Origin of the sequence: Spirillospora sp. CA-142024 (genome assembly GCF_050942325.1) — a bacterium.
GTDB lineage: Bacteria > Actinomycetota > Actinomycetes > Streptosporangiales > Streptosporangiaceae > Spirillospora.
In genome coordinates, this window is the sequence record NZ_CP192077.1 from 7,660,261 (window position 1) to 7,685,604 (window position 25,344).

At 67.5% G+C, this 25,344-nt stretch carries 29 protein-coding genes and 1 tRNA gene; 15 read left to right on the forward strand and 15 right to left on the reverse strand.

Annotated elements, in window-relative coordinates:
• Positions 1–90: 90 nt before the first annotated feature.
• The 9 genes from ssb to ACQPZP_RS36280 all read right to left on the reverse strand — a co-directional run bounded on the left by ssb (position 91) and on the right by ACQPZP_RS36280 (position 5,960).
• Complete coding sequence (gene ssb, locus ACQPZP_RS36240) at positions 91–600, reverse strand: single-stranded DNA-binding protein (protein ID WP_433474173.1); 510 nt, start codon at positions 598–600, stop codon at positions 91–93.
• A gap of 18 nt (positions 601–618) precedes the next feature.
• On the reverse strand, positions 619–897 hold the full coding sequence (locus ACQPZP_RS36245) for a hypothetical protein (RefSeq protein WP_433474174.1): 279 nt from the start codon (positions 895–897) through the stop codon (positions 619–621).
• Between the two features lie 126 nt (positions 898–1,023).
• Complete coding sequence (locus tag ACQPZP_RS36250) at positions 1,024–3,174, reverse strand: hypothetical protein (RefSeq protein WP_433474175.1); 2,151 nt, start codon at positions 3,172–3,174, stop codon at positions 1,024–1,026.
• Complete coding sequence (locus tag ACQPZP_RS36255; RefSeq protein WP_433474176.1) at positions 3,171–4,319, reverse strand: DUF2637 domain-containing protein; 1,149 nt, start codon at positions 4,317–4,319, stop codon at positions 3,171–3,173. The genes ACQPZP_RS36250 and ACQPZP_RS36255 overlap by 4 nt, the downstream gene beginning before the upstream one ends.
• Positions 4,316–4,567 (reverse strand): hypothetical protein, encoded by a 252-nt coding sequence (locus ACQPZP_RS36260; RefSeq protein ID WP_433474177.1) that lies wholly within the window; start codon positions 4,565–4,567, stop codon positions 4,316–4,318. Before ACQPZP_RS36260 ends, ACQPZP_RS36255 begins: the two co-directional genes overlap by 4 nt.
• Before the next feature lie 72 nt (positions 4,568–4,639).
• Positions 4,640–4,984, reverse strand: coding sequence for a hypothetical protein (locus ACQPZP_RS36265; protein WP_433474178.1), 345 nt, complete (start codon positions 4,982–4,984; stop codon positions 4,640–4,642).
• On the reverse strand, positions 4,981–5,451 hold the full coding sequence (locus ACQPZP_RS36270; RefSeq protein WP_433474179.1) for a transcriptional regulator: 471 nt from the start codon (positions 5,449–5,451) through the stop codon (positions 4,981–4,983). Before ACQPZP_RS36270 ends, ACQPZP_RS36265 begins: the two co-directional genes overlap by 4 nt.
• Positions 5,451–5,765, reverse strand: coding sequence for a WhiB family transcriptional regulator (locus tag ACQPZP_RS36275; RefSeq protein ID WP_433474180.1), 315 nt, complete (start codon positions 5,763–5,765; stop codon positions 5,451–5,453). Before ACQPZP_RS36275 ends, ACQPZP_RS36270 begins: the two co-directional genes overlap by 1 nt.
• Before the next feature lie 45 nt (positions 5,766–5,810).
• Positions 5,811–5,960 carry a hypothetical protein gene (locus ACQPZP_RS36280; protein WP_433474181.1) on the reverse strand — a complete coding sequence of 50 codons (150 nt, stop codon included), beginning with the start codon at positions 5,958–5,960 and terminating at the stop codon, positions 5,811–5,813.
• Positions 5,961–6,084: 124 nt separating this feature from the next.
• On the opposite strand from ACQPZP_RS36280, the gene ACQPZP_RS36285 reads away from it, so the two are divergent.
• The 3 genes from ACQPZP_RS36285 (at position 6,085) to ACQPZP_RS36295 (ending at position 8,492) form a co-directional block, all read left to right on the forward strand.
• Positions 6,085–6,429 (forward strand): helix-turn-helix domain-containing protein, encoded by a 345-nt coding sequence (locus tag ACQPZP_RS36285; protein ID WP_433474182.1) that lies wholly within the window; start codon positions 6,085–6,087, stop codon positions 6,427–6,429.
• A gap of 177 nt (positions 6,430–6,606) precedes the next feature.
• Positions 6,607–7,860, forward strand: coding sequence for a hypothetical protein (locus ACQPZP_RS36290; protein WP_433474183.1), 1,254 nt, complete (start codon positions 6,607–6,609; stop codon positions 7,858–7,860).
• A gap of 161 nt (positions 7,861–8,021) precedes the next feature.
• Positions 8,022–8,492 (forward strand): 2'-5' RNA ligase family protein, encoded by a 471-nt coding sequence (locus ACQPZP_RS36295; RefSeq protein ID WP_433479731.1) that lies wholly within the window; start codon positions 8,022–8,024, stop codon positions 8,490–8,492.
• A gap of 31 nt (positions 8,493–8,523) precedes the next feature.
• Here the strand turns inward: ACQPZP_RS36295 and fxsT are convergent, their stop codons facing one another.
• Positions 8,524–10,389 (reverse strand): FxSxx-COOH system tetratricopeptide repeat protein, encoded by a 1,866-nt coding sequence (gene fxsT / locus ACQPZP_RS36300; RefSeq protein WP_433474184.1) that lies wholly within the window; start codon positions 10,387–10,389, stop codon positions 8,524–8,526.
• 245 nt (positions 10,390–10,634) lie between these two features.
• On the opposite strand from fxsT, the gene ACQPZP_RS36305 reads away from it, so the two are divergent.
• The 10 genes from ACQPZP_RS36305 to ACQPZP_RS36350 all read left to right on the forward strand — a co-directional run bounded on the left by ACQPZP_RS36305 (position 10,635) and on the right by ACQPZP_RS36350 (position 19,107).
• Positions 10,635–10,715: transfer RNA gene (locus ACQPZP_RS36305), tRNA-Arg, on the forward strand.
• Positions 10,716–11,176: 461 nt separating this feature from the next.
• Positions 11,177–12,346 carry a poly-gamma-glutamate synthase PgsB gene (gene pgsB / locus ACQPZP_RS36310; protein ID WP_433474185.1) on the forward strand — a complete coding sequence of 390 codons (1,170 nt, stop codon included), beginning with the start codon at positions 11,177–11,179 and terminating at the stop codon, positions 12,344–12,346.
• Between the two features lie 9 nt (positions 12,347–12,355).
• Complete coding sequence (locus ACQPZP_RS36315) at positions 12,356–12,478, forward strand: hypothetical protein (RefSeq protein ID WP_433474186.1); 123 nt, start codon at positions 12,356–12,358, stop codon at positions 12,476–12,478.
• Between the two features lie 26 nt (positions 12,479–12,504).
• On the forward strand, positions 12,505–12,837 hold the full coding sequence (locus ACQPZP_RS36320; RefSeq protein ID WP_433474187.1) for a poly-gamma-glutamate biosynthesis protein PgsC/CapC: 333 nt from the start codon (positions 12,505–12,507) through the stop codon (positions 12,835–12,837).
• Positions 12,834–13,661 carry a hypothetical protein gene (locus ACQPZP_RS36325; protein WP_433474188.1) on the forward strand — a complete coding sequence of 276 codons (828 nt, stop codon included), beginning with the start codon at positions 12,834–12,836 and terminating at the stop codon, positions 13,659–13,661. Before ACQPZP_RS36320 ends, ACQPZP_RS36325 begins: the two co-directional genes overlap by 4 nt.
• A gap of 226 nt (positions 13,662–13,887) precedes the next feature.
• Positions 13,888–15,681 (forward strand): serine/threonine-protein kinase, encoded by a 1,794-nt coding sequence (locus ACQPZP_RS36330; protein WP_433474189.1) that lies wholly within the window; start codon positions 13,888–13,890, stop codon positions 15,679–15,681.
• 730 nt (positions 15,682–16,411) lie between these two features.
• On the forward strand, positions 16,412–16,696 hold the full coding sequence (locus tag ACQPZP_RS36335; RefSeq protein ID WP_433474190.1) for a DUF6412 domain-containing protein: 285 nt from the start codon (positions 16,412–16,414) through the stop codon (positions 16,694–16,696).
• 46 nt (positions 16,697–16,742) lie between these two features.
• On the forward strand, positions 16,743–17,450 hold the full coding sequence (locus ACQPZP_RS36340) for a YidC/Oxa1 family membrane protein insertase (protein WP_433474191.1): 708 nt from the start codon (positions 16,743–16,745) through the stop codon (positions 17,448–17,450).
• A 405-nt stretch (positions 17,451–17,855) separates the two neighbouring features.
• Positions 17,856–18,263 carry a hypothetical protein gene (locus ACQPZP_RS36345; protein WP_433474192.1) on the forward strand — a complete coding sequence of 136 codons (408 nt, stop codon included), beginning with the start codon at positions 17,856–17,858 and terminating at the stop codon, positions 18,261–18,263.
• 199 nt (positions 18,264–18,462) lie between these two features.
• Positions 18,463–19,107, forward strand: a complete 645-nt coding sequence (locus tag ACQPZP_RS36350; protein ID WP_433474193.1) for a pentapeptide repeat-containing protein — start codon at positions 18,463–18,465, stop codon at positions 19,105–19,107.
• Positions 19,108–19,496: 389 nt separating this feature from the next.
• Here the strand turns inward: ACQPZP_RS36350 and ACQPZP_RS36355 are convergent, their stop codons facing one another.
• Positions 19,497–19,718 (reverse strand): hypothetical protein, encoded by a 222-nt coding sequence (locus ACQPZP_RS36355; RefSeq protein ID WP_433474194.1) that lies wholly within the window; start codon positions 19,716–19,718, stop codon positions 19,497–19,499.
• Positions 19,719–19,837: 119 nt separating this feature from the next.
• Positions 19,838–20,239 (reverse strand): DUF6463 family protein, encoded by a 402-nt coding sequence (locus ACQPZP_RS36360; RefSeq protein ID WP_433474195.1) that lies wholly within the window; start codon positions 20,237–20,239, stop codon positions 19,838–19,840.
• A 165-nt stretch (positions 20,240–20,404) separates the two neighbouring features.
• Between ACQPZP_RS36360 and ACQPZP_RS36365 the strand changes: the two genes are divergently transcribed.
• Together ACQPZP_RS36365 and ACQPZP_RS36370 are read left to right on the forward strand one after the other, a co-directional pair.
• Entirely contained in the window at positions 20,405–20,980 is a 576-nt protein-coding gene (locus tag ACQPZP_RS36365) for a TetR/AcrR family transcriptional regulator (RefSeq protein WP_433474196.1), read from the forward strand.
• A 442-nt stretch (positions 20,981–21,422) separates the two neighbouring features.
• A complete protein-coding gene (locus ACQPZP_RS36370) occupies positions 21,423–22,556 on the forward strand; it encodes a hypothetical protein (protein ID WP_433474197.1) in 1,134 nt (377 codons plus the stop codon).
• 115 nt (positions 22,557–22,671) lie between these two features.
• Here ACQPZP_RS36370 and ACQPZP_RS36375 read toward each other — a convergent pair whose 3' ends face one another.
• The 3 genes from ACQPZP_RS36375 to ACQPZP_RS36385 form a co-directional block, all read right to left on the reverse strand.
• Positions 22,672–23,091, reverse strand: a complete 420-nt coding sequence (locus tag ACQPZP_RS36375) for a hypothetical protein (protein ID WP_433474198.1) — start codon at positions 23,089–23,091, stop codon at positions 22,672–22,674.
• Between the two features lie 938 nt (positions 23,092–24,029).
• Positions 24,030–24,713, reverse strand: coding sequence for a hypothetical protein (locus ACQPZP_RS36380; RefSeq protein WP_433474199.1), 684 nt, complete (start codon positions 24,711–24,713; stop codon positions 24,030–24,032).
• A gap of 2 nt (positions 24,714–24,715) precedes the next feature.
• Entirely contained in the window at positions 24,716–25,210 is a 495-nt protein-coding gene (locus tag ACQPZP_RS36385; RefSeq protein ID WP_433474200.1) for a SigE family RNA polymerase sigma factor, read from the reverse strand.
• Positions 25,211–25,344 lie beyond the last annotated feature (134 nt).

The window sequence follows — 25,344 nt, forward strand, 5'->3', positions numbered from 1 at the left end:
CCTTGAGGTGATGAGCGGCGGCCGGGGGCGGTTCCTGACGGATTGCTGGCGGCTGTGCGCCAGGAACCGCCCCACGGGGCCGAGAGCGGGCTAGAACGGCGGGTCGTCCGAGAACCCGCCGGCGGTGCTCGCGGGGGCGCTCGGCGAGGTGCTGCCGGCGGTCGCCCACGGGTCGCCCTGCGACGGCGACGGGGCGCCGAACGACGTGCCCTCGTTGGGGCGCTCGCGGGACGTCTTGACGACCTTGGCCGTTGCGCGTCGCAGGGACGGGCCGATGTCGTCCACGGTCAGCTCAACCACGGTGCGCTTGGTCGTCGGGTCGCCGGGCGTCGCCTCGTAGGTGCGGGGGCGGAGTCGGCCGGTGGCGACCACGGCCGAGCCGCGGCTGAGGGACTCGGCGATGTTCTGGCCGAGGTCGCGCCACGCCGAGCAGCGGACGAACCAGGTGTCCCCGTCCTTCCACTCGCCGGTGGCGCTGTCGCGGTATCGCGGCGTGCTTGCGATGGTGAACGACGCGACCGGCAGGCCGGACGTGGTGAACCTCAGTTCGGGGTCGTGGGTCAGGTTCCCCGTGATGGTGATGGTGGGCTCGTTGGCCATGACGGTGGGTCCTTCCTGTCAGTGACGGGTTCCGCGGTCGCGGGTGTTGCCGAGGTAGGTGAGGATGCGGCGGCCGGTGCGGAGTTGGGCGCCCTTGCCCTTGCAGCGGTGGCAGTAGCGCCACGAGCGGCCGGACGGGGCGAGGAACCGGCCGGCGCCGTCGCAGCGCGAGCACGGGCGGAACGGCCAGATGAAGCACGACACGAGGTAGACGGCGGTGGCGATGATGGCGAGGAGGATGAGCATCGGGGCCGGGGTGCCGGTAGCCGTAGCGGTAGCGGCGTGGAGGGTCTCCATGGGTCTCCCAGAGCGGTTTTCGGGCCGGTTGGGGGGCGTGGGCTACCAGCTACCTGGGCTTATTTGCCCAGGTAGATCGGGTAGCGGGGGTGGGTAGCGCGGTCGCTACCGGTGGCGGGTCGTGCGCTACCGGGCGAGGCTCTCGGTGCGGCGCTCGATGGCCGTCTCGATGGCGTCGAGCTTGGCGCCCTTGAGGACTTGGCCGTCTCGCTTGCCGTTGACGCTCGGCACGCCGAACGCGCGGACCTGAGCCGAGATCGCGTCGGCGGTCACCTCGCCGTAGCTGTCGGGGAGTCGCTCGGCGAGACGGGTCGCCAGGTGCTGCCAGCTCACCCACTTCTCGCCGGGCTGGACGGCGGCGCGGACGTCGGCGAGCACGTCCCGAACCTGCCGGGCGATGTCCTCGCCGGCCGCCATGCCCGACAGGGTTCCGGCGCGGTCGCGGAACGCGCGGGCCGCGGTCAGGATCTTCTCAGCGTCCTCAGCGTCGGCGAGGAACGTGCGGGTCGTGGGCGTCGCGTCGCCGGCACCGCGCAGGATGCCCACGCCCTTGTAATCCGGGAGCAGGGTCGAGGAGTCGAACCCTTCGGAGTAGGCGCCCGATCCCAGGACCAGGTCGGACACCTGCCATGACCCGGTGCGGAGGCTGAAACGGATCTGGTGGTTGTCGCGGAAGGCGTTGAACTGCTGGGCAACCTGCCCGGTGCCGATGCCGGACGGCTTCTGAGTGGCGCCGAGCACGATCACGCCGGCGGCCGGGGCGACCTTGACCAGGAAGACCAGCAACGCGGCAATCTCCTTGTTGGCGTCGGGGTCGGGGGTGTCGAAGTACTCCTGAAACTCATCGATCACCACGAGCCGGACCGGCATGCGGTACGCCGGGTCACGGGCGATGTCGCGCGTGAGCTTGCCCTCCGGGCAGACGTCGGCGGGCAGCTCGGAGAGCCGCTGATAGCGGTCCTGCACGTCGGCCTTGATGTCGCGAAGCGCCTGGATGAACAGCTCTACCGGGTCGCCGTCGCGTCCCATGGCCAGGCCGAACGAGCATCGGTCGGCCACGAGCTTGAACTTGCGCCAGTCCGGCGAGCCCTTGCCGTCGAACACGCTCAGGCGCACGTAGGGGTCAAGCGCGGCGTGCAGGGCGAGCGCGCGCGCCGAGAACGTCTTGCCCTGGCGCGGCTGGGCACCGACCAGGATGGAGTTCCACATCATGTCGATGGTCACCGGGCGTCCGCGCTCGTCGATGCCGAACGGGGCCGGGTCCCAAATGTCAGTGGGCTGCAGCTTGAGCAGCGGCGTCCGGCCAGCGGGCACGGCGAGCGGGTCACGGTCGGCGACCCACAGCACGTGACGGCGGTGGGACGTCGGGTCGCGCGTGATGAACACCTGCGAGAGCGAGACGTCCAGGCCGGACGCGATGGCTGACTTGGCCTTGATGGCGTCGTCCAGGCCCTTGCCGTAGGGCAGATCGACCGTGACGCGGCTTCCCTCCCCGTCGCGGGACATGCTTGAGCCGAACTCGATGTTCTGACCGGGCTTTGCGGGGTCGCCGAGCTTGGCGGCGTAGTACGCGCGAAGCACGATGTCGGCGTTGAGCTTGCGGAACCGGGGCGCCACCACGGCAGTACCAACGATGCGCTTGTCCGCCGGGCGGCCGAACCGTGCCAGCAGCGGGACGACGATTCCCGCGGTGAGAGCCTGCGTCCAGAACGGTGCGCTGACCAGCATCATCCCGCCCACGGCGACGCCGAGCGCCTCGCCGGCGACGACGATGCCGCGCCACGTGCGCGTGTTCTTGGCCTCCCGGTGCAGCTTGAGCCACAGATCGGCGTCGCCGGCCGCCGCGGCGCCGTTGCGAAGCGAGAACTGTTCGGTGACCCACCACCACCGCAGTTGCCGACCGGCGAGCCGGAACGCGCCGGCCGCGGCGTAGACGGTGGCCAGTCCGGCGTAGGCGGGGACGCGAACCGCGTGGAACGCGGCGATGTGCGCCCACCGGTTCGCCGTCTGCCGGACGGCGGCCTTGATGCTCACCCAACTCTGCAGCGTCGTGGGGATGACCGGCCGCTGCGTGGCGTCCCGCTCCGGGACGTCCACCGGCGCCGGGACCGTGCTCGCCACGTCGGCGGCCGGGGTCTCGTCCAGGTCGATCTCATAGGAGGTGTCCGCCGGCGCATTCGTCCGCGCGTCGTCCGGGGCGCCGGCCGAGGTCGAGTCGGCGGGGCGTCCGGGGAAGTCGATGACCTCCCCCATGGGCTTGTTCAGGTTCGCACTCATCGCGCATCGCTCCCCTCAGCGGCAGCAGAGACCGCGGTGTCGGTGGCGTTGACGGACGTCGGGTCGGTGGGCGCTTCGGACTTGAGCCGGTCCAGCAGCGCACCCACGCGCTCACTGCTGACCGTCTGGCCGGTCTTGCGGATCTCGGCGGCAAGGACGTCCCGCTTGAGCGGCACGTCGCGCGCCTCAAGGTCGGCAGCGATGCGCCAACCGAGCGGCATGAGGTCGTCCACGTCCGGGACGGTCCGCTTCGTCGTCCGCTTGCTCGTCCGCGCGCCGGTCCGGGACCGTCCGCCGGACTTGGGCGCGGACCGTCCGCGCGTCGTCTGGCCACCGGTCCGCCGGACGGTCTTCTCTGCCGGGGCGGACGGGTCCGGCTCTCCCGGTGCGGACGGTCCGGCGTCCAGCGCGGGACGGTCCGCGCTCGGCAGACTCGGCGCGGTCGGAGCAGGGGCGAGTTCGCCGAGCCGGTATAGCGCGCGCACCTTGCGGGGTGCCTTCCAGCGCCAGGCCACCGCGCCGTAGGTGTCCTGCAGGTCGGTCCGGACGAGCAGTCGGGACCGCTCGCGGTTGAGCGCGTCCGGGTAGGAACGGATCTCCCAGAGCACCATCCGGCGCCAGAGCGAGACCGTCCGGACGGGGGCGAGGATCCATCGGGACGCGCGGATACCGTCCATGCGGGTACCCGCTTCGATGCCAGCGCGGACTCGTACGACGTGCGCGCCGATCTCCACAGCGGCGACCCATAGGCACGGGAGTACGGCGTGGGCGACCTTGCCGAACGCCGTGGTCTCGTCGGCCACGTTCAGGTAGACCGTTGCGCCGGTCAGCGTCCAGGGGATGAGCCGTAGCCAGCGAACCCGCATGTCGAGCCGGCCGAGCACGATGTCGAGCGCGGCGAAGATGGCAATGCCGAGGTCGATGCCGAGCGGGACCGTCCAGGCGAACCCGCCGAACGAGGGGCGCGCGGCGTCGGCCACGGCGGCGAAGCTGTTGACGAATCCCAGCAGGCCGAGAATCGCCACCATTGCGGCCACCACGGCAACCGCGGTGAACTCGTTGGGGCTGAGCTTCCGTGCCTGGCTCTCGTCACGGTGGCCCGTGTCGGCCACGTCCAGGCCGAGGTTCGGAGTGGGCGCATTCATGCGGCAGCCCTCCCGTTCGCCGTGGTGGCGTTCGCGTGGCTGGCGTGGAACTCGTTGTCCAGGTCAGCGGCCATGACGGACTTGCCGCACGGCTCGCAGCGGTACCGGACCGGCCCACCATCCAGGCCGGTGCGGCAGGTCGGGCAGAGCCTGGCCGCGCTGACTCGCAGGGCGGGGCGCCTGGCCAATGGCGTCACGGACGCATCGGGCGCCGGCGTTCGCGTGACGGTGGTGAACTGGTGCTTCATGATGGTGGTACCTCTCCTTGAGGTGGAGCGCCCCCGGTGGATTGCTTGGCGGCTGTGCACCGGGGGGCCGCTCTACGACTTGCGGTCGGATCGGGGCGCCTGGACGGACGGGGACGGGTCGGCGGCAGCGTTCAGCCGATCCGTGCGCGACCGGCTGAGCAGCTCGTCAATCTCTGCGGCGCGCGCGTCTTCGTCGCGCCGTGACTCGGTGATCAGTGCGGACCGTGCGTCGTACAGCGCTCGCAACGCGGCATCGATCGCGGTGACGGTGTCGTGGCAGTAGGCGGTGTACGGCTTGTCACCGGTTCCATTGCTGCCGTCGTGCCAGTGGCCCAGCGCGTGACTGGCCTTGACCACCTGCAGGCGAGCGCGCTCGATCGCGTCACGCGAACCGAGGTCCGTCGGCTTGATCGTCACGACGCCACCCCCAGGGATGCCAGCAGCGCGGCCACCGCAAGCCACCCGATGTGCCAGGACTGATCGAGGGCGTAGGCGCCCGTTCCGGTCGGCGCGGCGGCGCCGTCGCCGAGCCGGGCGAACTCGCCCTTGCCCGGCAGGACCGTGCGGCCCAACCAGTCGGCGAGCGCCAGGAGCGTCACGCGCCGATCCGCCCAGTAGTGCGAGACGGCGTCGATGCCCAGGGCGACGGCCACGGCGTAGGGGTTGAGGGGCAGGCCAAGCACGGTGGCCACCAGGGTCAGCGCGGCGAGCTTGACGGCGGTCAGCGTCGCCACGTGCTTTGCGCACAGCAGCCGACCGGCCCACCCGGTGGCGCCCTTCCCGCACGCCTGACCGTGGGTCTGCAGCCAGTGGTCTCCCACCTCGTGGGCGGCGTACAGCGCGGCGAACGCCACGGGGAACACGGTCGGGTCAGCGCCGAGCATCAGGCCACCGCCCGTCCGTCGAGCGGCGAACCGTCCGACACCTCGAAGCGGGACGTCCGTTCGGTCGGCGTCATCGCGGCCCAGATACCGGACTTCGGGGCAGTGCGCGCCGTGTAGATCCGGCAGTCGTCCAGCGCCGGGCAGGACGCGCACACCTCCTTGGCAACCGTCTCGCGAGCGTCGCGCTCGGCGGGCAATTCGATGGTGCCCTCCGGTCCCTCGTGCAGGTCCGGGTCAAACAGGCACTCGGCGCCCGACAGGCACTCGTCGATCAGGTCGGCGAGCGGGATGCGCCGACGGTCGTGGTCTCTCACGTAGAACCTCCGATTGGTGGACGTGGCGGGGACGGTGGGCGCGAGTCAGGTGCCCAGTGCGCTGGAGAAACGGTCGATCGCGTCGAAGATCGCGTTGACGAGACCGGCCGCCTTCTCCGGGTTCTTCACGGCGAAGACCAGGAGGACGAACCCCGCGACGGTGGGGCCGAGCGACTTCTTGCCTTGAGGGATCACGAGCGGCTCTCCTTGCTTCGTAAGCGCTACTATGAGCGCTTGTTTAAGCGCTGTCAATAGCGCGTGTACTTGAGTAGGCTGCGACCGGTGGGTGCCTGAGCTAGCTGCCGGTCAGGAGGATGCGGTGGGCAACTGGGAAGCGGTCGCGAAGGTCGTCAACGACCGGATGCAGGACCGTGGGATCACTCAGCGGGAGCTGGCAGAGACGTCCGGGGTGTCCCCCGCGACGCTGCGCCAGATCCAACAGGGTGTCGCGCGGCAACGCTCTCGGGCGACCCTCGCGGCCATCTCGCGCGCTCTCGGCCTTCCGGAGGATCACCTCCGAGAGGTGTCGTTGCGTGGCCGAGCCGTCCAGAGCGGTCCCACCACGGCAGAGCCGGCGCTTGGTGATCTACGCCGAGAGCTGGCGGAACTTCGCGAACGCGTCGAGCGGATCGAATCCCGCCTACCGGGAGGGGCTGCAGAATGACGCGCCCGTTTGCCGATCCGGTGATGACCGTGCGTCTCATGTTCACCTCCTCCGGGCCGCTGTCGTCGTTGCAACCCATTGAAGACGGAGACCACCGCTTGCCACCATGAACGGACAGTGCACCCGCGATGCACCCGCGATGCACCCACCTTTGCCCGCACCTACGGAGCTACGAACGTGGACGTAGTCGAGAGCTGGACAGGGAAGCACGCTCAGGCCCTGCTTCGCGCGATGCGGCTCACGAACGAGTCATTCGCCGGCCGCTTGGGCGTAGCTGTCCGCACAGTCGCAAAGTGGAACGCAAATCCGGACATGACGTTGAGCCCGGAAATGCAACAGGCACTCGACACGTTCCTAGTGCGCGAGGTACCCGAAGACGCCAAAGCGCGCTTCTTTCTCGTCATCAACAGGGACAGAGCGCAGCAGAACACCGGATCTAAACTAGTCACGCCAACGGTAGATCTATCCTCGTTGACTGCATGGGTAGCCGACACCAATACGAGTCGGGACGCCATTGACGAGATTGCTAGAGCAACCGAGTCTCTCGCCCGAGCCCATCTGAACGCTCCGGCCAAAAAGATTCTTCCGGAAGTCGTTCGACTGCAGCAAAAGACACAGTCGATCCTTCAGAGCGGGAAACAGCGCCTAAGTGAGACACGAGACCTCTACAAGCTAAACTCTGACCTCTTGGCCCACGCTTGCATGTTGCTTGGCGACCTTCAACAGGACGAACTGGCCGAGCAGCACGGCTACGCGGCCACGCTCTTTGCAAATGAAGCCGAGACAACCGGCGCTGTCGCATGGGGCGCGCGAGCTAAAACGGCCCGCTGGCAGGATAAGTACGTCGAATCGGCTGACCTGGCCCGGCAAGGCTACGAACGTAGCCCTCAAGAACCGATCCGGGTTCAACTTGCTTGGTACGAAGCAAATGCCGCAGCACTTCTAGGCGACCACAACCGCGCCAATGAAGCCGCACGGCGAGCGCATCAAGCCGCGGAAACCTGCCTGGACGCAACGTCAGATCTGTCTGTCTGGTCCTTCCCCAACGAGCGACAGGCACTTTTCGCGCTCTCAGTGGCAACCATAACCGGCGACGCAGACGGCGCCCTACGGGCCGCTGCAATGGCTGATGCCGGATGGGCGTCTGGCGACCCACAGATACCTGCCACATGGGCACAAATCCGGGTCGGCGCCGGCATCGCTCACCTCATGAAGGGATCACTAGAGGGAGCAATCGCCGAAGTTACGCCAATGCTCGACCTTGACCCACAGTTCCGCATGTCAACCGTCACTCGCTACCTCGAAAACCTGCACAGACGGCTAGGTCATCGACGCTTCCAAAGCAGTGCCGCTGCAATGCAACTGCGCGAGGATATCCAAGCGTTTAACTTGGACGCACTCAAGGACGACGATTCCATGGAGGAGAAATGAGTCCACTCCCTACCCAGATGCGGGACCGATGGAAGAACCGCGCCGAGACTCCCCCAGGCAAGGGCACCGTCTATTGGCACATGCTCATGAGTGGATATCCCGAGGTTCGCTCGACGGCCGAACGTGTCCAGAAACAGCTAACTCATTTCGGCGGACTTCACATGACGCCGTTGAACTGGTTGCACATGACGGCTCTCGTCGTCGGAAGCACTGACGACATCTCACAAGACCAGATGCGAGAGATGCTTGAGGTAGCCTCGTGTTCGCTCGCCCACGTGGCGCCCATCAGGGTCACCCTGGGTCGCGTCATCTACCACCCAGAAGCCATCATGCTTGGTCTGCAACAAGACGGGGCTCTAGACCCGGTACTACAAGCGGCACGGGACGCAACTCAAACAGTTCTAGGCCGCGATGGCGTTACAACCAGCGGTCCAGGTACTTGGATACCTCACATGACGATCTGCTATAGCACAGCCAACCAGGAATCTGAACCGCTAATTAGTGCAGTGGGACTGAAGGTTCCGGAATGCAGCGCAACGATTGACGCGCTAACGCTCGTGGTTCAGTGGGGGCCAGAGCGCGCATGGAACTGGGAGACTATTGGCGTAGCGTCGCTGAGAACCAAAAAATAGATACCCTCAGCAACGGGGCCGAAAGTTGGCGTCAATCTTCCAACTCCGCAAGCAGAAGCTCAACGTTCACATCGAGTCGCGATGCCAATGATTGATCTGCATCAATCATATTACGCAGTTGCCGCACACGTACCTTAGCGGCTTCACCTTCCCCTGCTCTCCACAGCAGCGAAGCAAGCCTACCGAGCACATTTGCTGTTTTCAACAACGGAACCGGCTCTAGACTTTCGAAGACCTCTAGCGCGCGCTCGGTGAGGTCAATCGCCGTTCCAGCGTCCACCGCGATACTGAAATCCGCGACTCCATAATAGAGGTCACCGAGATCTTCATTAGCCACATCGAGCAACTCGGCATATTGAAACAACAGCAGGCAGTGCGGAAACAACTGCACCGTTACTGACCACCTGGAAGGATGGCGAGCCCCTCTTTTTGGCCATGAATCTTTTAGCAGAGCGACTATGCGCCTACAGTGCGCAACCGCCTCTTCCTCATTTATCTCCAGAAGTAGCACCCGTTGCACAAGCCGGTGAATACGAAACTTTTCATCGTCGAAGCGAGTCAACAAACTGGAGCCGACAAGCGCACCGAACATGCGCTCTCGAAGTAGAGGATCGCGATTTGCCGCCGCCACCGCTGCTGTCAGCGAATTCTCACCAGCATTCTTAAGGAGAAGCAACAGAGGCATCTCATCTGGGTTCAGGAAAGCACACACCTTCAACAGATCTACGGCCGCCGGACTATTCTCCCGAAGGGAGTCAAAGTGCAGCCGCCATGTGACCGCCACACTTCTAGGGTAGTCACCAGGCAAGGGAGCTTCCCCTAGCAGTCTCCCTGCTGAGGCGCGGTACAGATCCAGATATGACTGTACGGACATGCTATGAGTCGATATGTAAGCGGCGGCCTGTGACAGCGCGAGAGGAAGGCAACCCAACTCCTCCGAGAGATCCGTGGCAGCGTCAGGTTCGTTCCTGTTGGTCCGTTGCCTTAGCAGTTGGACGGCTTCGCTCAACTCTAGTTGCTCCACCTCCAGACATGTCGCAGTGTCCTCCCAACCGCGAGCCCGACTAGTGATGACGATGTTGCCCGATGCAGAAGGCAAGTACGGACGAAGCGCTGAGGCACTCTCTGCGTTATCAAAAACCAAAAGCCAATCATCACGATTACTGAGCGCCTCAATCGCGGACTCGGTAGCTCTTAACTCATCGTTTAGATCGCCAACTGCAAGGCGAACTGCGAGCCGTGTAAGATCCGCTCGTATCGTGACGGGAGTCTCAGCTCGAACCCACCAGACTATGGCATAGCTATTCATATGAAGATGGCAGTACTCAAGAGCAAGCTGCGTTTTGCCGATGCCACCTAGCCCATGAACCGCCACCACTGCAATCGGCCCCTCAGCGATACGAGACTCAATCATCGACAAGATGGAATCGCGCCCGACAAAGTGGCGCCCTCGCGCTGGAATATTGGTGATTACCCGCTGAGGGGTATTCTGATCCTCACTTACCCGGTCACGACCGGGCTCATTTACAAAAATCTTTTCGACATGAACCGATCCAATTGCGCCGCCAGCGGCGCTCCCAATGTTCCCTATACCTCTAAATCGATCAGCGTTGCGACTTTTATTTATGGCGCTTTGGTTTGTAGATGAATTCTCGCTCGAAAACCAACGCTGCACTACATAGGTCAAAACAGCACTTATGGCTGTGAGCCCGGCCACTATGGCCCACATGATTGGGCTGTTTTTGAGCCATTCCCAATCAGGCAAGAGTCCGGTGGCTATATTCGTTACAACCGCAAGGACCGAGACTAGGATTGTCATGCCAGCGGCCGCCGCAGGCCCCCGCCAATGCATAGACTCGGATTGGCCTCCACTGCCTTGAGCGGGCGCGTCACTCATAAGTGTTACACTAACACCTAAACTCGTCGTGCTGCCTACCTTGGACATACATCAGTCGTCGCCATTTGATGGGTCCGCGACACACATGCAGGGGCATGGCTCCTCGCCTCTGAACATAGAAAGCAAGAACTGCCTCCACCTCTGCGTGAGAGTAGCGGCGGCCCGCAAGCGCACCTCCGCCCTGTCGGCTCACGAGAGACGGGCGAGAGAACATGTCTAGACCCATGGGGACCTGACCACTTTGCGCCTGGTCAAGCGGTTGAACGTTGCGTGTACCCACACAGCCTCCGGAGCCGTGTGCGCAGGTTCGAATCCTGCAGGGGGCACACCTAGATCACCAGCAGAAACCCGTTACGACCTGCGAAAACAGGCCGGGCGGGTTTTTTCGTGTGTGCGGCCCGGTGCAATTGAGGGCCGCCAGCAGCCGCCGTCTGTATCTACTCCCCCGACCACAGCGGCCTGGCCATCTGGACGTGGGCGATGTACGAGACGCTCATGCGCCCCGGCCTGGACGGCGCACACGCACCGGCGATAGCCCGCCGCCGCTTCCTAGCCGAACGAGCAGGCACGTCCACCACCGCCCTCGACGACGCCCGCCGCCAGCTCCTGGCCCCAACCGAGACCGGGCCCTATCCATCCCGCTCCACACCCCGAGGCGCCAAACGCAGCGTCCTACACGCCGTCCTCCGCCGCCCCCGCGAGACCGGCGAACGCTACGGCCCTGTCCCCGCATGGACCCCAGACCTGGTGTGGGCCGGACGCCGGCGCCCTGCTGGCGCGATCTGTCGTGTTGATCTATTACCTGCTGCTCGCGGCCGGCTGCGGCGCCGTGTTCGGTCGGCTCGTGGCCGAGCAGCGCCGTCACACCCGGAACCTCGAGCGGATCCCCGTGCGGATCATGGTGAACGGGATCCGCGGCAAGAGCTCGGTCACCCGTCTCACCGCCGGAGCCTTGCGCGGACCGGGCCGTACGGTCGTCGCGAAGACCACCGGGTCCGCGGCGCGGTTCATCGCGCCGGACGCGACCGAGACCCCGATCTCCCGCCGGTTCGGGGTGGTGAACGTCATCGAGCAGGTCGACGTCGTACGGCGCGCGGCCGACCTGGACGCCACCTGTCTGGTGGCCGAGTGCATGGCCGTGCAGCCGGACCTGCAGGGGTTGAACCAGAACAAGCTCATCAAGTCCACGATCGGGATCATCACGAATGTCCGTCTCGACCATGTCGAGGAGATGGGCCCGACGCTGGAGGACATCGCCCGGTCGCTGTCACGCTCGATGCCCTGGGGCAGGGTGTGCTTCACCACCGAACGCAAGCTGTTCGACGTCCTGGCGTACGAGGCGCTGCGGCGGAACTGCACGCTCATCCGCGTGAGCCCCGACGACGTCACTGACGCCGAGATGGCCGGCTTCGACTGGATCACCTTCAAGGACAACGTCGTACTCGCGCTCGCCGTCGCCGAATACCTGGGCCTCCCACGCCGCGAGGCTCTTGCCGGGATGTACGCCGCGCCGCCGGACCCGGGCGTGCTACGGGTCGAGCAGCGGCAGGTCGGCGGCGCCGAATTGCACGCGGTCAACCTGCTCGCCGCGAACGACCCGCAGTCAACCCTGATGAACATCGAGCTGCTGAACCTTGCCGGGCAGGACGTGCAGGTCGTCATCAACTGCCGGCCCGACCGCATGGAGCGCAACGCCCAGATGGGGGAGATCGTCGCGGCGATCGACCCGTCGCAGGTGTACCTGATCGGCTCCCCGACCCGCTCGGCGTACCACGCGATCTCCCCGTCGTATCAGCCCCGCGTCATCGACCTGGGCGGCGAAGAGCACACCGGCCCGGCACTGCTGGAGCGCATCGGCGCGCGCATTCGACCGGCCACGACCCTTCTCGTGATCGGCAACATCCACGGCCGGGGCGAGCACCTGCTCGACGCCCTCGGCATGGGTTCGGCGAACTAGGAGAACCCCATGAGGCTCATTCCAGCGGTCGGTATCGATGTCGGTCCGACCCTGTCCGCGGTGATCCTGGCGATCGGCCTGCTCTGCGCACTGATCTGCTATCTGGTCACCAACTGTCTCCGGGCGGGCTGATCGTCCCGGGGTGGTTCGCCCTCACGGTGGTCGAGTGGCCCAAGACCCTGCTCATCGGCGCCGGCGCGACCGTCGTGACGTACCTGGTGATGATGCTGCTGCGCCGAAACGCGATCCTGTACGGCAAGAGGCTGTTCGCGGCGACCGTCCTGGTCGGTGTCCTGATCGAAGTCGGCCTGTTCCTCACCTTGCGGGGGCGGTTCCCCGGCCTGTTCCCCCACGACACTCTCGGCTTGGTCGCGCCGGGCCTGATCGCCTCCCAGGCGTCCAAGCAGCGGATCACGCCAACGCTGGTGTCGCTGGTGTCGGTCGCTGCGGCAACCTGCGTGATGCTCACAGCGGGAGTCGCGCTGTCATGAGGAAGCCCATCATCGGACTGGTGGCCGTGGCCAGCGCGGCGGTCATCGCGTTGGTCCCGCAGATGAACCACGCGATCGTGGATGCGAAGCAGCGTGCGCGCGTCGGGCACTCGGCGCGGCCGCTGCTTCCGGGTTACCGGTACATACGGTCCAAGCACCCGGACCGTACGAACGTGTACGACGAACGGAACCACCTGGTCGCCACCCTGACCGAGGGCGCCCGCACGGTGGTGTTCCGGCCGAGGGAGCGGACGTTCTCGGATCCGCAAGCGGCAGCACCGGTCCGCACCGATGCGTGGGTCCGGTTCGCGGCGGCGCCGTGGCGGTTCGGCCAGCAGGACACCCCGGCGTTCCGGACGTGGTTCGCGCGCGAGGTGACCGACACATCACCGGACCTGTTCGTTGACGCGATGCGGTACGTCACCGGGCACGGAGAGGACGCCGGGTTCGGCCGGTACGCCGAGGATGACGTGCACCGGGTACGCGGCGCGGACTGGAACGACTACCTCGGCGTCGCCTGGGGCGGTCTCCAACCCGATCCGCGCCTGCACCGGGACCTGGACTGCTCCGGGTACGTGCGGCTCGTCTACGGCCACGACATGGGCGTCAAGCTGTACCCCGACACCGGCTCGCACGCGGACGGCCTCGGCCGGTTCTCGCGCTCGATGGCGGCCGGTGCGCCGGGCGTGGTCATCGCGGACAGCCGGTACGTGTCTTCGCGTACGCGCGCGAACGGGCCGACGTTCGGGGACGCGGGCGGCGCAGCGATTCTGGACGGTGACGGATACTACGCCCGGCACCTGCGAGTCGCGCGACGCTTGTGACCGACGTCCGTGCGTCCGGCGAGGCGGAGGGCACCGAAAGCCAGGTTGCGTAGACCGCCGCGGGATCGATCAGGGCATCGCGCATGGCACCCCCTCGTCAGATCGTCGACCGGCTTCTTGCCGGCACCCTCAGCGGGCGGCTTCGGACGCCGCCGCCGGACCGTCCGCGACGGCCACAGCGGATTCGCCGGCAGTTTCCTGGCCTCGAACCCATCAATTACCACTGGTGCTGGAGGCCGACATCACGGTGTGCTTCGACGAGATGCCCGACCCAGCACGGCCCCATGGGTGGCCCGGGTGTCGCCTGAACATGCTGCGCGGCCCGCGGTACCGCCGCATGGATTGTTTCTGCTGGAATCGCTTATCGAGCAACGTGTTCCGCCGGATGAACGTGACATCATTGCCCCGATGTGATCACTCTTGGACGATCGGGATCTTCAGGATGGGCGTGCAACCTCCCACGCCGGCGGGAGACTCGCTGCTGCCGAACGACCCGGTGCAGGTCGGCGCTTATCGCATCGGCGCCCGCCTGGGGCGAGGCGGGCAGGGCATCGTCTACCTCGGCGAATCGGAGTCCGGCCGGCCGGTCGCCGTCAAGCTCCTGCACGCCGACTTCGGGCACGACGACCAGGCCCGCCGATATTTCGAACGGGAACTCGCGTCGGCACGCAAGGTGGCGGGGTTCTGCACGGCGCGCATCCTCGCCGCCGACGTCGAGGGCGATGTCCCCTACATCGTCAGCGAGTACGTCCCCGGGCCGTCGCTGCAGCGCGTGGTTCGCGAGCAGGGCCCCCGGACGGGCACGGACCTGGACCGGCTCGCGATCGGCACCGCCACCGCGCTGGTCGCGATCCACCAGGCTCAAATCGTGCACCGCGACTTCAAGCCCGGCAACGTGCTGCTGGGGCCGGATGGACCGCGCGTCATCGACTTCGGTATCGCCCGCAGTCTGGAGGCGACGAGCGGGACCGTCAGCCGCAACGTCGGGACACCCGCGTACATGGCCCCCGAACAGATCAGCGGGGAACCGGTCGGCTACGCGGCCGACGTCTTCGCCTGGGCCTGCACCATCGTGTATGCCGCCACTGGGAGCCCCGCGTTCGGCGCCGACAGCGTGTCGGCCGTGTTCCACCGGGTGCTGCACGGCGAGCCAGAGCTGGGCCCGATCGCCTCGCCGCTCCGCGAGACGCTGACCGCGTGCCTGGCCAAGGACCCGCGGCTTCGGCCGACCGCGCGCCAGGTCTTGAGCACGCTGCTGGGCAGCGGCCAGGCCCCACTGGACGACGACGCGGGGCCGGACGACAACGCCGGGAGGACGGCCGGCGCCGTCCCGGCGGGGCCGCCGCGCAACGAGGGCGATGCGTTCCCGACCGCCGTCGAGCCGGCCGGATCCTCGCCGGAGCCCGTCCCATCCCGGCTCCGCCCAGTTGTTCGCGGGCTCATGGCCACCGTGATCACCGGCGCGCTTCTCCGCGTATTGGCCGCCGTTTTCGACCCTGCCGTCATGTCGGTGGGGGCGGGCGGGATCGATCTGGTCACCTATGCCACCGTTCTCGTTACAGCATTCCTGGCGGCTTGGCGGCGGCTGGGCCTCTGGCTCCTTCCCGGACTGATCCTGATCCTGGCGAATCTGGGGTATTGGGAGGTTTATCAGCACACCGGTGGACGCGGAGGGGGCTTCTTCTCCTACGGCATGCTGAACAGCGTGTTCCCACCCCTGCCCTACACCCTTGCGTGCGGTTGGGCGGTGAGCAACGTTGTCGCAGCCGCCATCCGACGAGATCGGTCCGAACTCGTCACCGGTGGCGTTGTCACAGTGGCGTATGTGGTGTGGAATATCGTCGACTTGAGCGCCTGGCACTCTGATTTGCAGAAGGCCGGCACTTCCGGCGGCGTGATGCTGGTGTACATCGTCCACCTACTCTTCAGCGCCCTGCTGGGAGCGCTGATCGCCGCAACGTTGGAACTGCAGCGGCGCCCGCACCGCAGGCGGGACGCAACGGCGGCACCATTCGCTTAGGCGGGCAAGTCTCACTGAGAACAGGCCGAAACCACATCGTTGGGCCACGCCGAGGCCGCCGAGATCCTGGACACCATCCGGACCCCGGCGGGGCAGACGGTTATCAACTGTCCGGGCCGGGCGGTATTGATTGTTGCGCGGACAGGTCTCGGCCGGCCAAGGCAATGCGAGTGCCGAAGTCTGCGACGACGCTCTGAAGCACGTCAAGAGCGATCAGCTGGCTGGGGCCTCCACTTGCTGATGTGAGTTCCGTGCGTGGTCATGCCCATAGCCACCGGCCCAGCTCCGATGACGGCACCGACGGCGACCCCGGTGGAGTGGCTCGTGCCGCTCTGAGCGCCATAAACGCTCTGGACACTCTGGACCTGGTCCACCTGGGCACAACGAGGACAAGCCGGCCCGCTCATTCCTTACAGCCCTCCTCCTGCGCTGATTCCACGACCGTCGTTGGACGCTCGTCTTTGATCAAAACACCAGCCCAGATCGTTGGCGAGCCTCGCGAACCAGACTGCTCTTCCCGGACATACTCAGGGCCATGGGACCGTGTTCATGCCTCCGGGTCCACCCCGTGAGCGGCATCGACTCCCTGTGCTTGTTCCCGACAGTTGGCTGGCGGAGAGTTCCACGGCCGGGCCAAGACCGCACCTTTGTGGATAGCGCGCGGGCGGGAACGGATGGGAGACTGAAGCGCGTCCGTAACGTCGGGAAGGTCAGTGCTGTGCTCTGGTCGATGGTGATCTTCGTGATTCTGCGGGGCCTCGCCGCGGCCGACTGGATCGGGGCGCCGGGGCAGCCGGCATTGCTGGCGCTGGCCGCATTCACCGTGGCGGGGGTGCTGGTCCTTGGGGCGGTGAGGATCCATGCGGCGGGCCGGGAACACCGGGTGGCGCCGGCACGGGTCCGGACGACTCTTCGGGAACGAACGCTGCGGACCGCCTTTCTGCCGCAGCGCGACCCCGACGCGGCGGGACGCCCCCGTCCGAGAGCACCGGGAGCGGAGAGCGCGGCCGTCTGAGCGCGGCCGGCGACGCCATCGCTCCTCCTCTTCCCGGAAGGCTCTCATGTCCCTGCTCGATGTTCCTGTCTCGATCGCGTACGCCCTGGTCACCGCACTTGCCGCCGGCATCCATCCGGTCGTGGGCGGCGTTGCCACCGCCGCGGCGATCATCGTGTTCACCCTGGCGGTGCGGCTGGCGATGCTGCCGCTCGCTGTCTCTGCGGCCAAGGGCGAACGGGTCCGGACGCGGCTGCTGCCCCAGGTCCAGGCCCTGCAGAAGAGGCACGCCGGGGATCCGCGCCGGCTCCAGCGGGAGACCGCCGCCCTGTATGAGGCACAGGGCACGACTCCGCTGTCGGGGTGCCTGCCGATGTTCGCGCAGATGCCGTTCTTCATGGTGATGTACCGGCTGTTCACGTCGGCAACGGTCGCCGGGCACCAGAACGCGCTGCTCGCGCACACCCTGCTGGGCGCGCCGTTGGGGCAGAACTGGGTCGGGCTCGTCGGCGGTGGTCTGCTCACGCCGCCTTCGCTGGTGTTCTTGGGGCTGTTCGCGCTGATGGCGGCGCTGGCCGTGTGGTCGTCGCGGCGGGCCGCGCGGACGGCCCCGGCCGGCGCGGCCGGCGTCCTCGCGCGGGTCGCGCCGTTCGGCACGGTTGTCTTCACGGCGTTCGTCCCGCTGGCCGCCGGGCTGTACCTGCTGGTGTCCGGCGTCTGGACGGCGGCGGAGCGTGCCGTGCTCCACCGGCGGACCGCCGCGTCCGCAGGCTGATACGCCACGCCACGCGCCCCAGCCCGAACCGGGCCAGCAGCGCCGACGGCGGGTTCGGGGCGCCTGGGCGAGGCCCTGGTGCGGTCGGACTCAGACGTTATGTGCACCGGCCGGTCACAGCCGCGCGATGTGCCCTCGAACGAGAAGTCTCGCCACGGGACCGCCGGGCGGTCACCAACCGCGACTTTTCGTTCTCATGCTCGTCATGGTCCCCCGGCCGGCAGTTCCGATGCTCGTCAAGCCCCGTACCGAGGATTTCGTCGCGGCCGCCGTGGTGCGCCGGCGAGCGATGGCCCCGGCATTGCTGACTTGACGACAAGGTGGCATGGGCTCGGTGGCGTCCGGGATCGGCCGTCGGGGCGTGGTGGGTCGTGGCCGATCTGTGGCTGGGCGTACGTTCGGGGCATGGTGTGGTGGCAGGCGGCGCTGTGGGGAATCGCCGGCGGGTTCCTCGTGGAGGCGCTGGAACTGTATGCCTCCATCCGCCGCTCGACGCGCCGTTGGACCTGGCGCCGCCCGATCCCGCAGGGCATGGCCGCGTTCGTGGTGTCGGTCGTGATCCGGATGGGGGCCGGTGGCACGGTGGCGGCCGCCCTGGCGCAGGACGGTCAGGTGGCGGGCGCGCTTGCGGCGCTCGGCCTGGGGGTCGCCGCGCCGCTGGTGATCGAGAAACTGGCGCGGGTGGTCCCACTCAACGTGGACGTGCAGGCCACCATGGAGCCCGCGCCGCCCGCGCCCGCGCCGCCGCCGTCATCCGGTGCTCCTCTGCCCGGCTCGGCGGGCCGGCCGGGAGGAGGAACCCATGCGCCCTGACACCTGGCGCGGGCGGCTGGTGGCCGCGCTGGCCCGCCCACCCGAACCCATCCGCTCCGTGCCGCGAGGCCTGCGGACACACAAGCCTGCGGGTCGGCTGGTGGCCGCACTGGCCCGCCTCCCCGAAGACCCCACATTCCTCCCGGAAGGCTATGTAGCCCCCGGGGTGCCTCAAAACGCCATTCGCCCTTATGCCCAGTTGACCCACGCGGACCTGACCCGCGCGTACTTGTCCGTCGCGGACTTGTCCGCCGCGAACCTGACCCGCGCGAACCTGGACGGCGCGAACCTGTCTGGCGCGCTCCTGTTCGGCGCGAACCTGACCCGCGCGAACCTCACCCGCGCCAACCTGGACGGCGCGCTCCTGACCGGTGCGCTCCTGTTCCGCGCGAACCTGACCCGCGCGAACCTGGACGGCGCGAACCTGTCCGCCGCGCACCTCACCCGCGCGGACCTGTCCGCCGCGGACCTGTCCGGAGCGAACCTGGGCCGCGCCAACCTGGAGGGCGCGAACCTGACCGGCGCGACCCTGTCCGGCACGTACCTGGACGGCGCGACCCTGTCCGGCGTGGACCTGACCCTCGCGCACCTGTCCGGAGCGGACCTGAACCTTGCGAACCTGGAGGACGCGGTCCTGACCCGCGCGGACTTGTCCGGCGCGAACCTGTCCGGCGCGCACCTGACCCGCGCGAACCTGGACGGGGTCCGGTGGACGGTGCCGGGCACGCGGTGGCCGGCGGGGATGGCCGACACGATGCGGGCCCGGTCCCGGGAGATTGAGCCGGGGGTGTGGGAGGTGGTCGGAGTGGACGGCCCGGACCGCACCCTGATGCCCGCCAGATAGCCCGGGTCTCGAGGAGCATGGAATGTCAGTAGCGGCAGCAGCCGTTCCGGCTGGCCGCGAAGCGGGGCCGCCGCAGTTCAGCCGACGGCCGCGGCGGCGACGTTGAGGGCGGGGACCGCGCCCTCGAATCTGCAGGTCACTCGCCGCACCCGCAGGGGGCACCTACGAGCGATCGGCCGGTTCCCGCGCTGACCAGCGGAACCGGCTTTGTCGTTCGTGGGCCAGGGGACGTCGTCCCTGACGTCCTGTGCCGCTACCCGTGGAGGGCCGTTGGCGCCGACACCCCGGTTTCCGTCAAATGAAGGGCCCCGGGGCTGCTGCCCCGGGGTCCTTGGTTGCGTGTACGTGAGTTCAGCGGTCGGCGACCGCCTCATTCACGTTCAGGTGGTTCAGCGCGACCGGCGCCGGCCGATGCGGTGCTTGAGTTCGATGACGGCCGCGTAGCCCACGCAGACCACGGCGGTGGCGAACGCCACCACCCCGGTGACGTTGAGGTCACCCTTGGTGACGGCCAGAGTCGCCAGGTCGATGACCACAGCGACGGCCGATACGACAGCCACGTTCCGGCGTTCTGCGTCGGTTGCGTAGCGGGTGCCGTTGTTCTCGCGCATGGGATCGTGTCCTTCGCTTGTCTGTGTTGGGCCCCGAAGATCCGAGGCGGCGCCGGGGGAACCGGGCCGATAAAGACCGTGAGGAGCAAGCGCCGGTACGCAATCACTGCGCCGGTCTTCTACGAGATCCCGGTTGTGTCGGCGTGGGAACGGGCGGTGCGGCGGGCTCCGGCCAGGAGCAGGATGTTCGCGAGCAGGAGGATCGGCCATGGCGTGAATACGAGGACCACGGCACCGACGACGGTCCAGGTGCCCAGCGTCCAGGCGATGAACGGCGGTGGCGTGATGTGGTGGCGGTCCAGCCACAGCACGGTCAGGCCGACCACGAAGAGCGGCACGCCGAAGCTGGCCAGACTCAGCCAGTACGCGCTGTTCGCGGGGCTCATCGCGGTGAGATCGTCCCCCCGCAGCCCTCCGCTGAACCACGTCCCCGCGTGGCTCGCGGCTTTCTCCAGCGTCAGCGCAAGAAGCGTGTGCGCGGCTCCGAACAGCGTGATGAGCCAACCAGCCCACTTGACCATTTGAACTCTCCGTCCTCGGCATGCTCGGGAACCGGATAATGGAGGGCGGCGAGACCGAACGACACGGCTGCTGCTCCTCCATCGTTATACGGTGGCGTATAAAGTGAGGCTAGACCTGTTGTACGGATCCGTACAACAGGTCGAAGGGGTGAGGTGGGTCATACGATGGGCGCGTTGCGCACACTGCGCGAAACCTGGGTCGAGGAGGGGCTGCGGGCACTGGCCGAGGGCGGGGTGGACGCGGTGCGCGTCGAGGTCCTGGCCAAGGCACTCGGGGTGACCAAGGGCGGTTTCTACGGCTACTTCGCCGACCGTGGCGCGCTGTTGACGGAGATGCTGGACACCTGGGAGCGCGAGAGCGTCGACGACGTCCTCGACCGGGCCGAACGGGAGGGCGGCGACGTACTGGACAAGGTCCGGCTGGCCGGGCGGCTCACCTTCTCCAGCGATCGCCTGCTCCCCATCGACCTGGCCATTCGCGACTGGGCGCGCCGCGACCAGGCCGTCGCCGAGCGCCTGCGCCGCGTGGACAACCGGCGCATGCAGCTGCTGCGCGACGCGATCAGCACGTTCTGCCCCGACCCCGACGAGGTCGAAGCCCGCAGCCTGCTCGCCTTCAGCGCGGCCATCGGCAGCCACTTGATCGCCGCCGACCACCCCGGCCGCACCCGCGCCCAGGTCATCGCCCGCGCCGGCGACCTCATCCTCAACCGTCCACCCCAGCCATCCCCCTCGCCTTGAGGGCGACTCGAAGGTTCCCGGTACTGAGGTCACCAAAATCCGTCGCCCCAGGGGCGGGACTCTGTGCTGTTGTGCGCGGCACTCCGGGCGCCGCAAGGACTGATCCCGGGAGCGGTGTTTTGTCGCTGCGCCTATGCCCTATTCCCTCTCCTGGTTGGCGCCCATCCGCCTCTTAGCTCAAGCGGCAGAAGCTCGTTACGACCTGAAAAAGGCCAGCGGGTTTTCATTTGTGCAGCCCTGTGCAACTGAGGGTCGCCAACAACTGCCGTCGGCCTCCGCATACAGGAGCGCCGATGACGCCGACGACGACCGGCCGCGGCGGGCTGGACGGCGCGCGCACCCGGCCGGTTTCGGTCGGGGTGGTCTTTTGGCGATCACGGCAACCGAGGTGATCGCCTGGGCGTCCTCACTGCAAAGCCGGGAGCGGGGGGAAGGAGTTCATGTGCGGTTCGTGAGGCGTTTCGCGATTCCCATGGCGGCTGTGGCGGGGGTGGTGCTCGCCGGGGCGCCGCCTGTCCTCGGAGCGGAGGCGGACTGGCGGAAGGTGCCGCACTCCAGCGCGGAGGGCACCCTCAAGGACGTCGCCGTGCTCGGCGGGAGCGACGCGTGGGCGGTCGGGGAGAAGCATCCGCCGTACGAGTCCGCCGATCCCGTCGCCGAGCACTGGGACGGCACGTCCTGGAAAGAGGTGACGGTTCCCGACACTCCGACGGGCACGGGCAGCCTCGACGGTGTCAGCGCGGTTGCGTCCAACGACGTCTGGGCCGTCGGCGACAGCACCGGCCTCGGACCGGTGATCCGGCACTGGGACGGTGCCGCGTGGACGGTGGTCCAGCCCGCCGCGCCGCCCGACGGCTCGCATGTCGGGGCCGACCGGCTCAATGACATAGCGGCGGTCTCCAAGACGCTGGCATGGGCGGTCGGATCCTTCTCCGGCAGGAACACCCCCGGCCCGGTCACCCTGATCGAACGCTGGGACGGGACGAAGTGGTCGCGGGTGGCCTCCCCCAGCCCTGGCGGTGTCACCAACACCCTGCAGGGCGTCGCCTCGCTGTCGGCGACGAATGCGTGGGCGGTCGGGTGGTACCTCAGTGACGCGGGTGACAATGTCGCGCTCGTCCTGCACTGGGACGGCAGCGCTTGGACCAAGAGCCCGGTGACCCTCCCGTCGGGCAACACTGAACTGCAGAGCGTCACCGCCGTCTCCGCCAAGAATGTGTGGGCGGTCGGCGACCATGAGGGCAGGCCGTTGGTGATGCACTGGAACGGCACTCGTTGGCGCGTCCTGCCGGAGCCTGCGCTCACCGAGTCGTGGCTGAGCGCCGCGGCTCCGGACGGCAGGGGCGGGGTCTGGGTCGGCGGTTACCGCATGACGGACGGCGGGGTGACGAGCCGGCCTCTGTTCCTGCACTGGAACGGCACCAGCTGGACTACCGGCACCAGCGAGGAGGCCGAGGGGACCGTCGAGGGACTCACCCGCGTGGGCACGTCGATCTGGGCCGTCGGGACGACCTCGCCCTGCACATGCTTCGTCGCACCGCCACTGGTCGAGGTCAACGGCCCCGTCCCGCACTGACGCCCCGACGATCCGCCTGCGGCGGATCAGCCACCACCGCTGTCCGGATGTCACGCTCCCCGCATGGCGCGCTCGCGCGGCAGCATGCGGGGAGTGTGACACGTCCAGGAGACGATCAGCTGTGGAAGGTGTAAGTCCCACGCTTGACGGTGGTGCCCCGATTCTCCCAGTAGGACCAGACTTCGGCGCGGTACTTGGTGTCTTCGTAAGCCGTCGCCAGACTCCGGCACGTGGCGCCCCAGGTCTTGCTCTTCTTGGAGCCGTTCTTCCAGCCGTACTCGTCCGTCCACTTGTACCTCGGACCGGACCCGCTGATCGGGGTCAGCTTCACCGTCACCGTCCGGCGCGTACCCTCGACCGGCATACCCCCGAAGTTCCGGGCCTGAGCGCAGAACTTGTCCGTCGAGTCGGTGTACTTGACAGTGCCGTCGCCGACATTCTTCGAGAACGAGCCGGCCAGTGCCGGCTGTGCCAGGGCGAAGCACACGGTCGCGGCACCGACGCCCACCACGGCCGTCCTGAGGACTTTCTTCATCGTCTCCCTCGGTCTGTGATCGATCTTGGTCGAGTCTTGCTGATCTTGTCAGCAAGCCGTTCCCACAGGATGCTTTTGACGCACTGTTCATTGATCGTCACAGAAACGTAATGCGATGCTGAGCGCACCCGACGGGCAGTCGTCGATGCGCTCGCCACCTGCGGCGCCCATGCAAGGGCCCGTTCGGTTCGCCGCGCGTCCCAAGGACGCCGCCGGCGAAAGAGAAGGCGGGAGAGGTCGTTGACTTCTCCCGCCCTTGCTTTACACGCCGCGCACATGGCATCACGGCGAGCTATATGAGCCTTCCGTCACCCGATTCCCAGGAATCAAGAAAGGGAAGTGGATGCAGGATGAACTGGAAGTCAGGACTGTGGAGGCGAAGCCTGCCCTTGCCTGTCCTCCCAGCATTCGGCATGGAGGTTGGCCGTCTCGGGATCGTCTCCGAGCGCCACCCTAGCCCGGTAGATCTGCGTCGCGGTCTCACCCGGGTCATCCGGACCTTCGGTGTTGTCCTTGTCCGGGCTGCCCTTGCTGAGCCAACGACCACTCATTCGTATCTCTCCTCTTTGCGACACGCCTCCGCGCAACGCGGGGCGGCGCGGCCCATTGCTCTGGCCGCTGCGTTGTTGACCGTCTTGCCCAACCAGGCATTGACCACCGATGAGTCCTGTGAAATGGACGACTGTTTGCCACTCTCCGCGATGGGACTGTATCGGTGTCATCGGCGAGAACGGTGGGTGCCGTCCGGGTGGAAGGACCGCATCCTGCATCGACGACTGGGCGTCTCCACAGATAGGACAGCAGCGCGGTGCCTGTGCACCAGGCGGTGGCGGTGGCAGCGCTGTTGCCGATCGGGTTGTCGAGCAGGAGGCCGCGGATGGTTTCCATGACGGGGGTGAAGGGCTGGGGCAGGCGGGGGCGGTGCCGGTGAAGGAGGATCATCCTCGGCGGTCGTAGACGCCGATGGCCCAGATCCCCGGACGGGTGCCGGTACGCGCTGCGATCTTCTCGATGGCGTCGGTGAACGGGTCGGGCGGGTTGCTCTCGTCGATTTCCGCCTCCGGCGGCAGGACCCATGCCTCCAAGGTGTGGGGCCGCCCCGTCCACGCCGGCCCGGCCGACTGGCCGTCGTACTGCGACAGATGGTCCTGCGGGCCGCACCGGCCGATGCTCGCCGACCGCGCGGGGTCATCGCTCTTGATCACCAGCCAGGAGCCGGGAACCGAGCACCGCACGTTGTACATGGTGTCGGTGCTGAGCGCCGTGAACCGCAGACGGACCGGCTCTCCCATTCGTTCATGCTGTTGCGACTCGATGAGCGGCAGCTTCTCGGCCCGGAAGAAGTGGTCGGCCTCGCCGGGCAGCGGCACCTCGGCCGGAAGCCGTACCGACGCCAGCACGGTGTCTGCCGGGACGGTGCCGTCCGCACCACCGGGCAGGGCGAGTGCGGTGACGGCGACGGCGGCTGCGGTACCGGCCGTCACGGCCGTGCGGGTCGCACGGCGGCGCCGCCGCATGCGCCTGCCCAGGGCCGCCGCCCGCTCGCCGCGGCCGGGATCCGGGGGTGCATCCTGGGCGCGTTCCCGCAGCATGGCGACGAGTTCCTGCTCCGTGTTGGGCATGGTCATCTCACTTCGTTGAGGGCTTGGAGGGCTGGATCGACCTGCAACCGCAGCAGGGCCCGGCGCAGCTGGGTCTTCACCGTGGAAGCGGAGCAGCCGAGGATGTCGGCGACCTGGGTGAGCGGGAGCGACTCGAAGTAATGCAGCACCACGACCGCGCGCTGCCGGGCCGACAACCGGGCCAGCGCCGTCCACATCGCATCGCGGTCGTCAAAGGCGGCCGTCGGGTCCGGCTGGGATGGTTCGGGCAATTGCGCGGTCGGGACCTCGCCACGCCATCGTCGCCGCCACCAGGAGGCGTGTGTGTTGGTCAGTATCCGGTAGACGTACGGGGAGGGATCGTCCGATACGCGCCCCCAGGCGACCCACGCCTTGGCCAGTGCGGTCTGCAGCAGATCCTCGGCGCGGGCCCAGTCCTGGGTCAGCAGGTAGGCACTGCGCAGCAGACGGTCGGAATGCTTCTCGACGTAGTCGTCGAAGCCGGATCGATCCGCCATGCGGCGTCCCTCCTGTCGGTGTCTTCGTTGGGACTACGCCCGAGAAGCCGCTCATAGGTGACAGCAATGCCGTTCCGAACACGCTGAAGGCGCCCTCCGGTGTGCTTCGGGGGCGCCTTTGCGTCGCGTCGATG

Coding starts and splice junctions, on each gene's coding strand:
- ssb (WP_433474173.1), bottom strand. CDS start 600: ATGGCCAACGAGCCCACCATCACCATCACGGGGAACCTGACCCACGAC.
- ACQPZP_RS36355 (WP_433474194.1), bottom strand. CDS start 19,718: ATGCGCGAGAACAACGGCACCCGCTACGCAACCGACGCAGAACGCCGG.
- ACQPZP_RS36315 (WP_433474186.1), top strand. CDS start 12,356: ATGAGGCTCATTCCAGCGGTCGGTATCGATGTCGGTCCGACCCTGTCC.
- ACQPZP_RS36260 (WP_433474177.1), bottom strand. CDS start 4,567: ATGAAGCACCAGTTCACCACCGTCACGCGAACGCCGGCGCCCGATGCG.
- ACQPZP_RS36250 (WP_433474175.1), bottom strand. CDS start 3,174: ATGAGTGCGAACCTGAACAAGCCCATGGGGGAGGTCATCGACTTCCCC.
- ACQPZP_RS36245 (WP_433474174.1), bottom strand. CDS start 897: ATGGAGACCCTCCACGCCGCTACCGCTACGGCTACCGGCACCCCGGCC.
- ACQPZP_RS36375 (WP_433474198.1), bottom strand. CDS start 23,091: ATGAAGAAAGTCCTCAGGACGGCCGTGGTGGGCGTCGGTGCCGCGACC.
- ACQPZP_RS36335 (WP_433474190.1), top strand. CDS start 16,412: ATGGTGATCTTCGTGATTCTGCGGGGCCTCGCCGCGGCCGACTGGATC.
- ACQPZP_RS36340 (WP_433474191.1), top strand. CDS start 16,743: ATGTCCCTGCTCGATGTTCCTGTCTCGATCGCGTACGCCCTGGTCACC.
- ACQPZP_RS36360 (WP_433474195.1), bottom strand. CDS start 20,239: ATGGTCAAGTGGGCTGGTTGGCTCATCACGCTGTTCGGAGCCGCGCAC.
- ACQPZP_RS36345 (WP_433474192.1), top strand. CDS start 17,856: ATGGTGTGGTGGCAGGCGGCGCTGTGGGGAATCGCCGGCGGGTTCCTC.
- fxsT (WP_433474184.1), bottom strand. CDS start 10,389: ATGAGTGACGCGCCCGCTCAAGGCAGTGGAGGCCAATCCGAGTCTATG.
- ACQPZP_RS36365 (WP_433474196.1), top strand. CDS start 20,405: ATGGGCGCGTTGCGCACACTGCGCGAAACCTGGGTCGAGGAGGGGCTG.
- ACQPZP_RS36385 (WP_433474200.1), bottom strand. CDS start 25,210: ATGGCGGATCGATCCGGCTTCGACGACTACGTCGAGAAGCATTCCGAC.
- ACQPZP_RS36380 (WP_433474199.1), bottom strand. CDS start 24,713: ATGCCCAACACGGAGCAGGAACTCGTCGCCATGCTGCGGGAACGCGCC.
- ACQPZP_RS36255 (WP_433474176.1), bottom strand. CDS start 4,319: ATGAATGCGCCCACTCCGAACCTCGGCCTGGACGTGGCCGACACGGGC.
- ACQPZP_RS36295 (WP_433479731.1), top strand. CDS start 8,022: ATGACGCCGTTGAACTGGTTGCACATGACGGCTCTCGTCGTCGGAAGC.
- ACQPZP_RS36270 (WP_433474179.1), bottom strand. CDS start 5,451: ATGCTCGGCGCTGACCCGACCGTGTTCCCCGTGGCGTTCGCCGCGCTG.
- ACQPZP_RS36325 (WP_433474188.1), top strand. CDS start 12,834: ATGAGGAAGCCCATCATCGGACTGGTGGCCGTGGCCAGCGCGGCGGTC.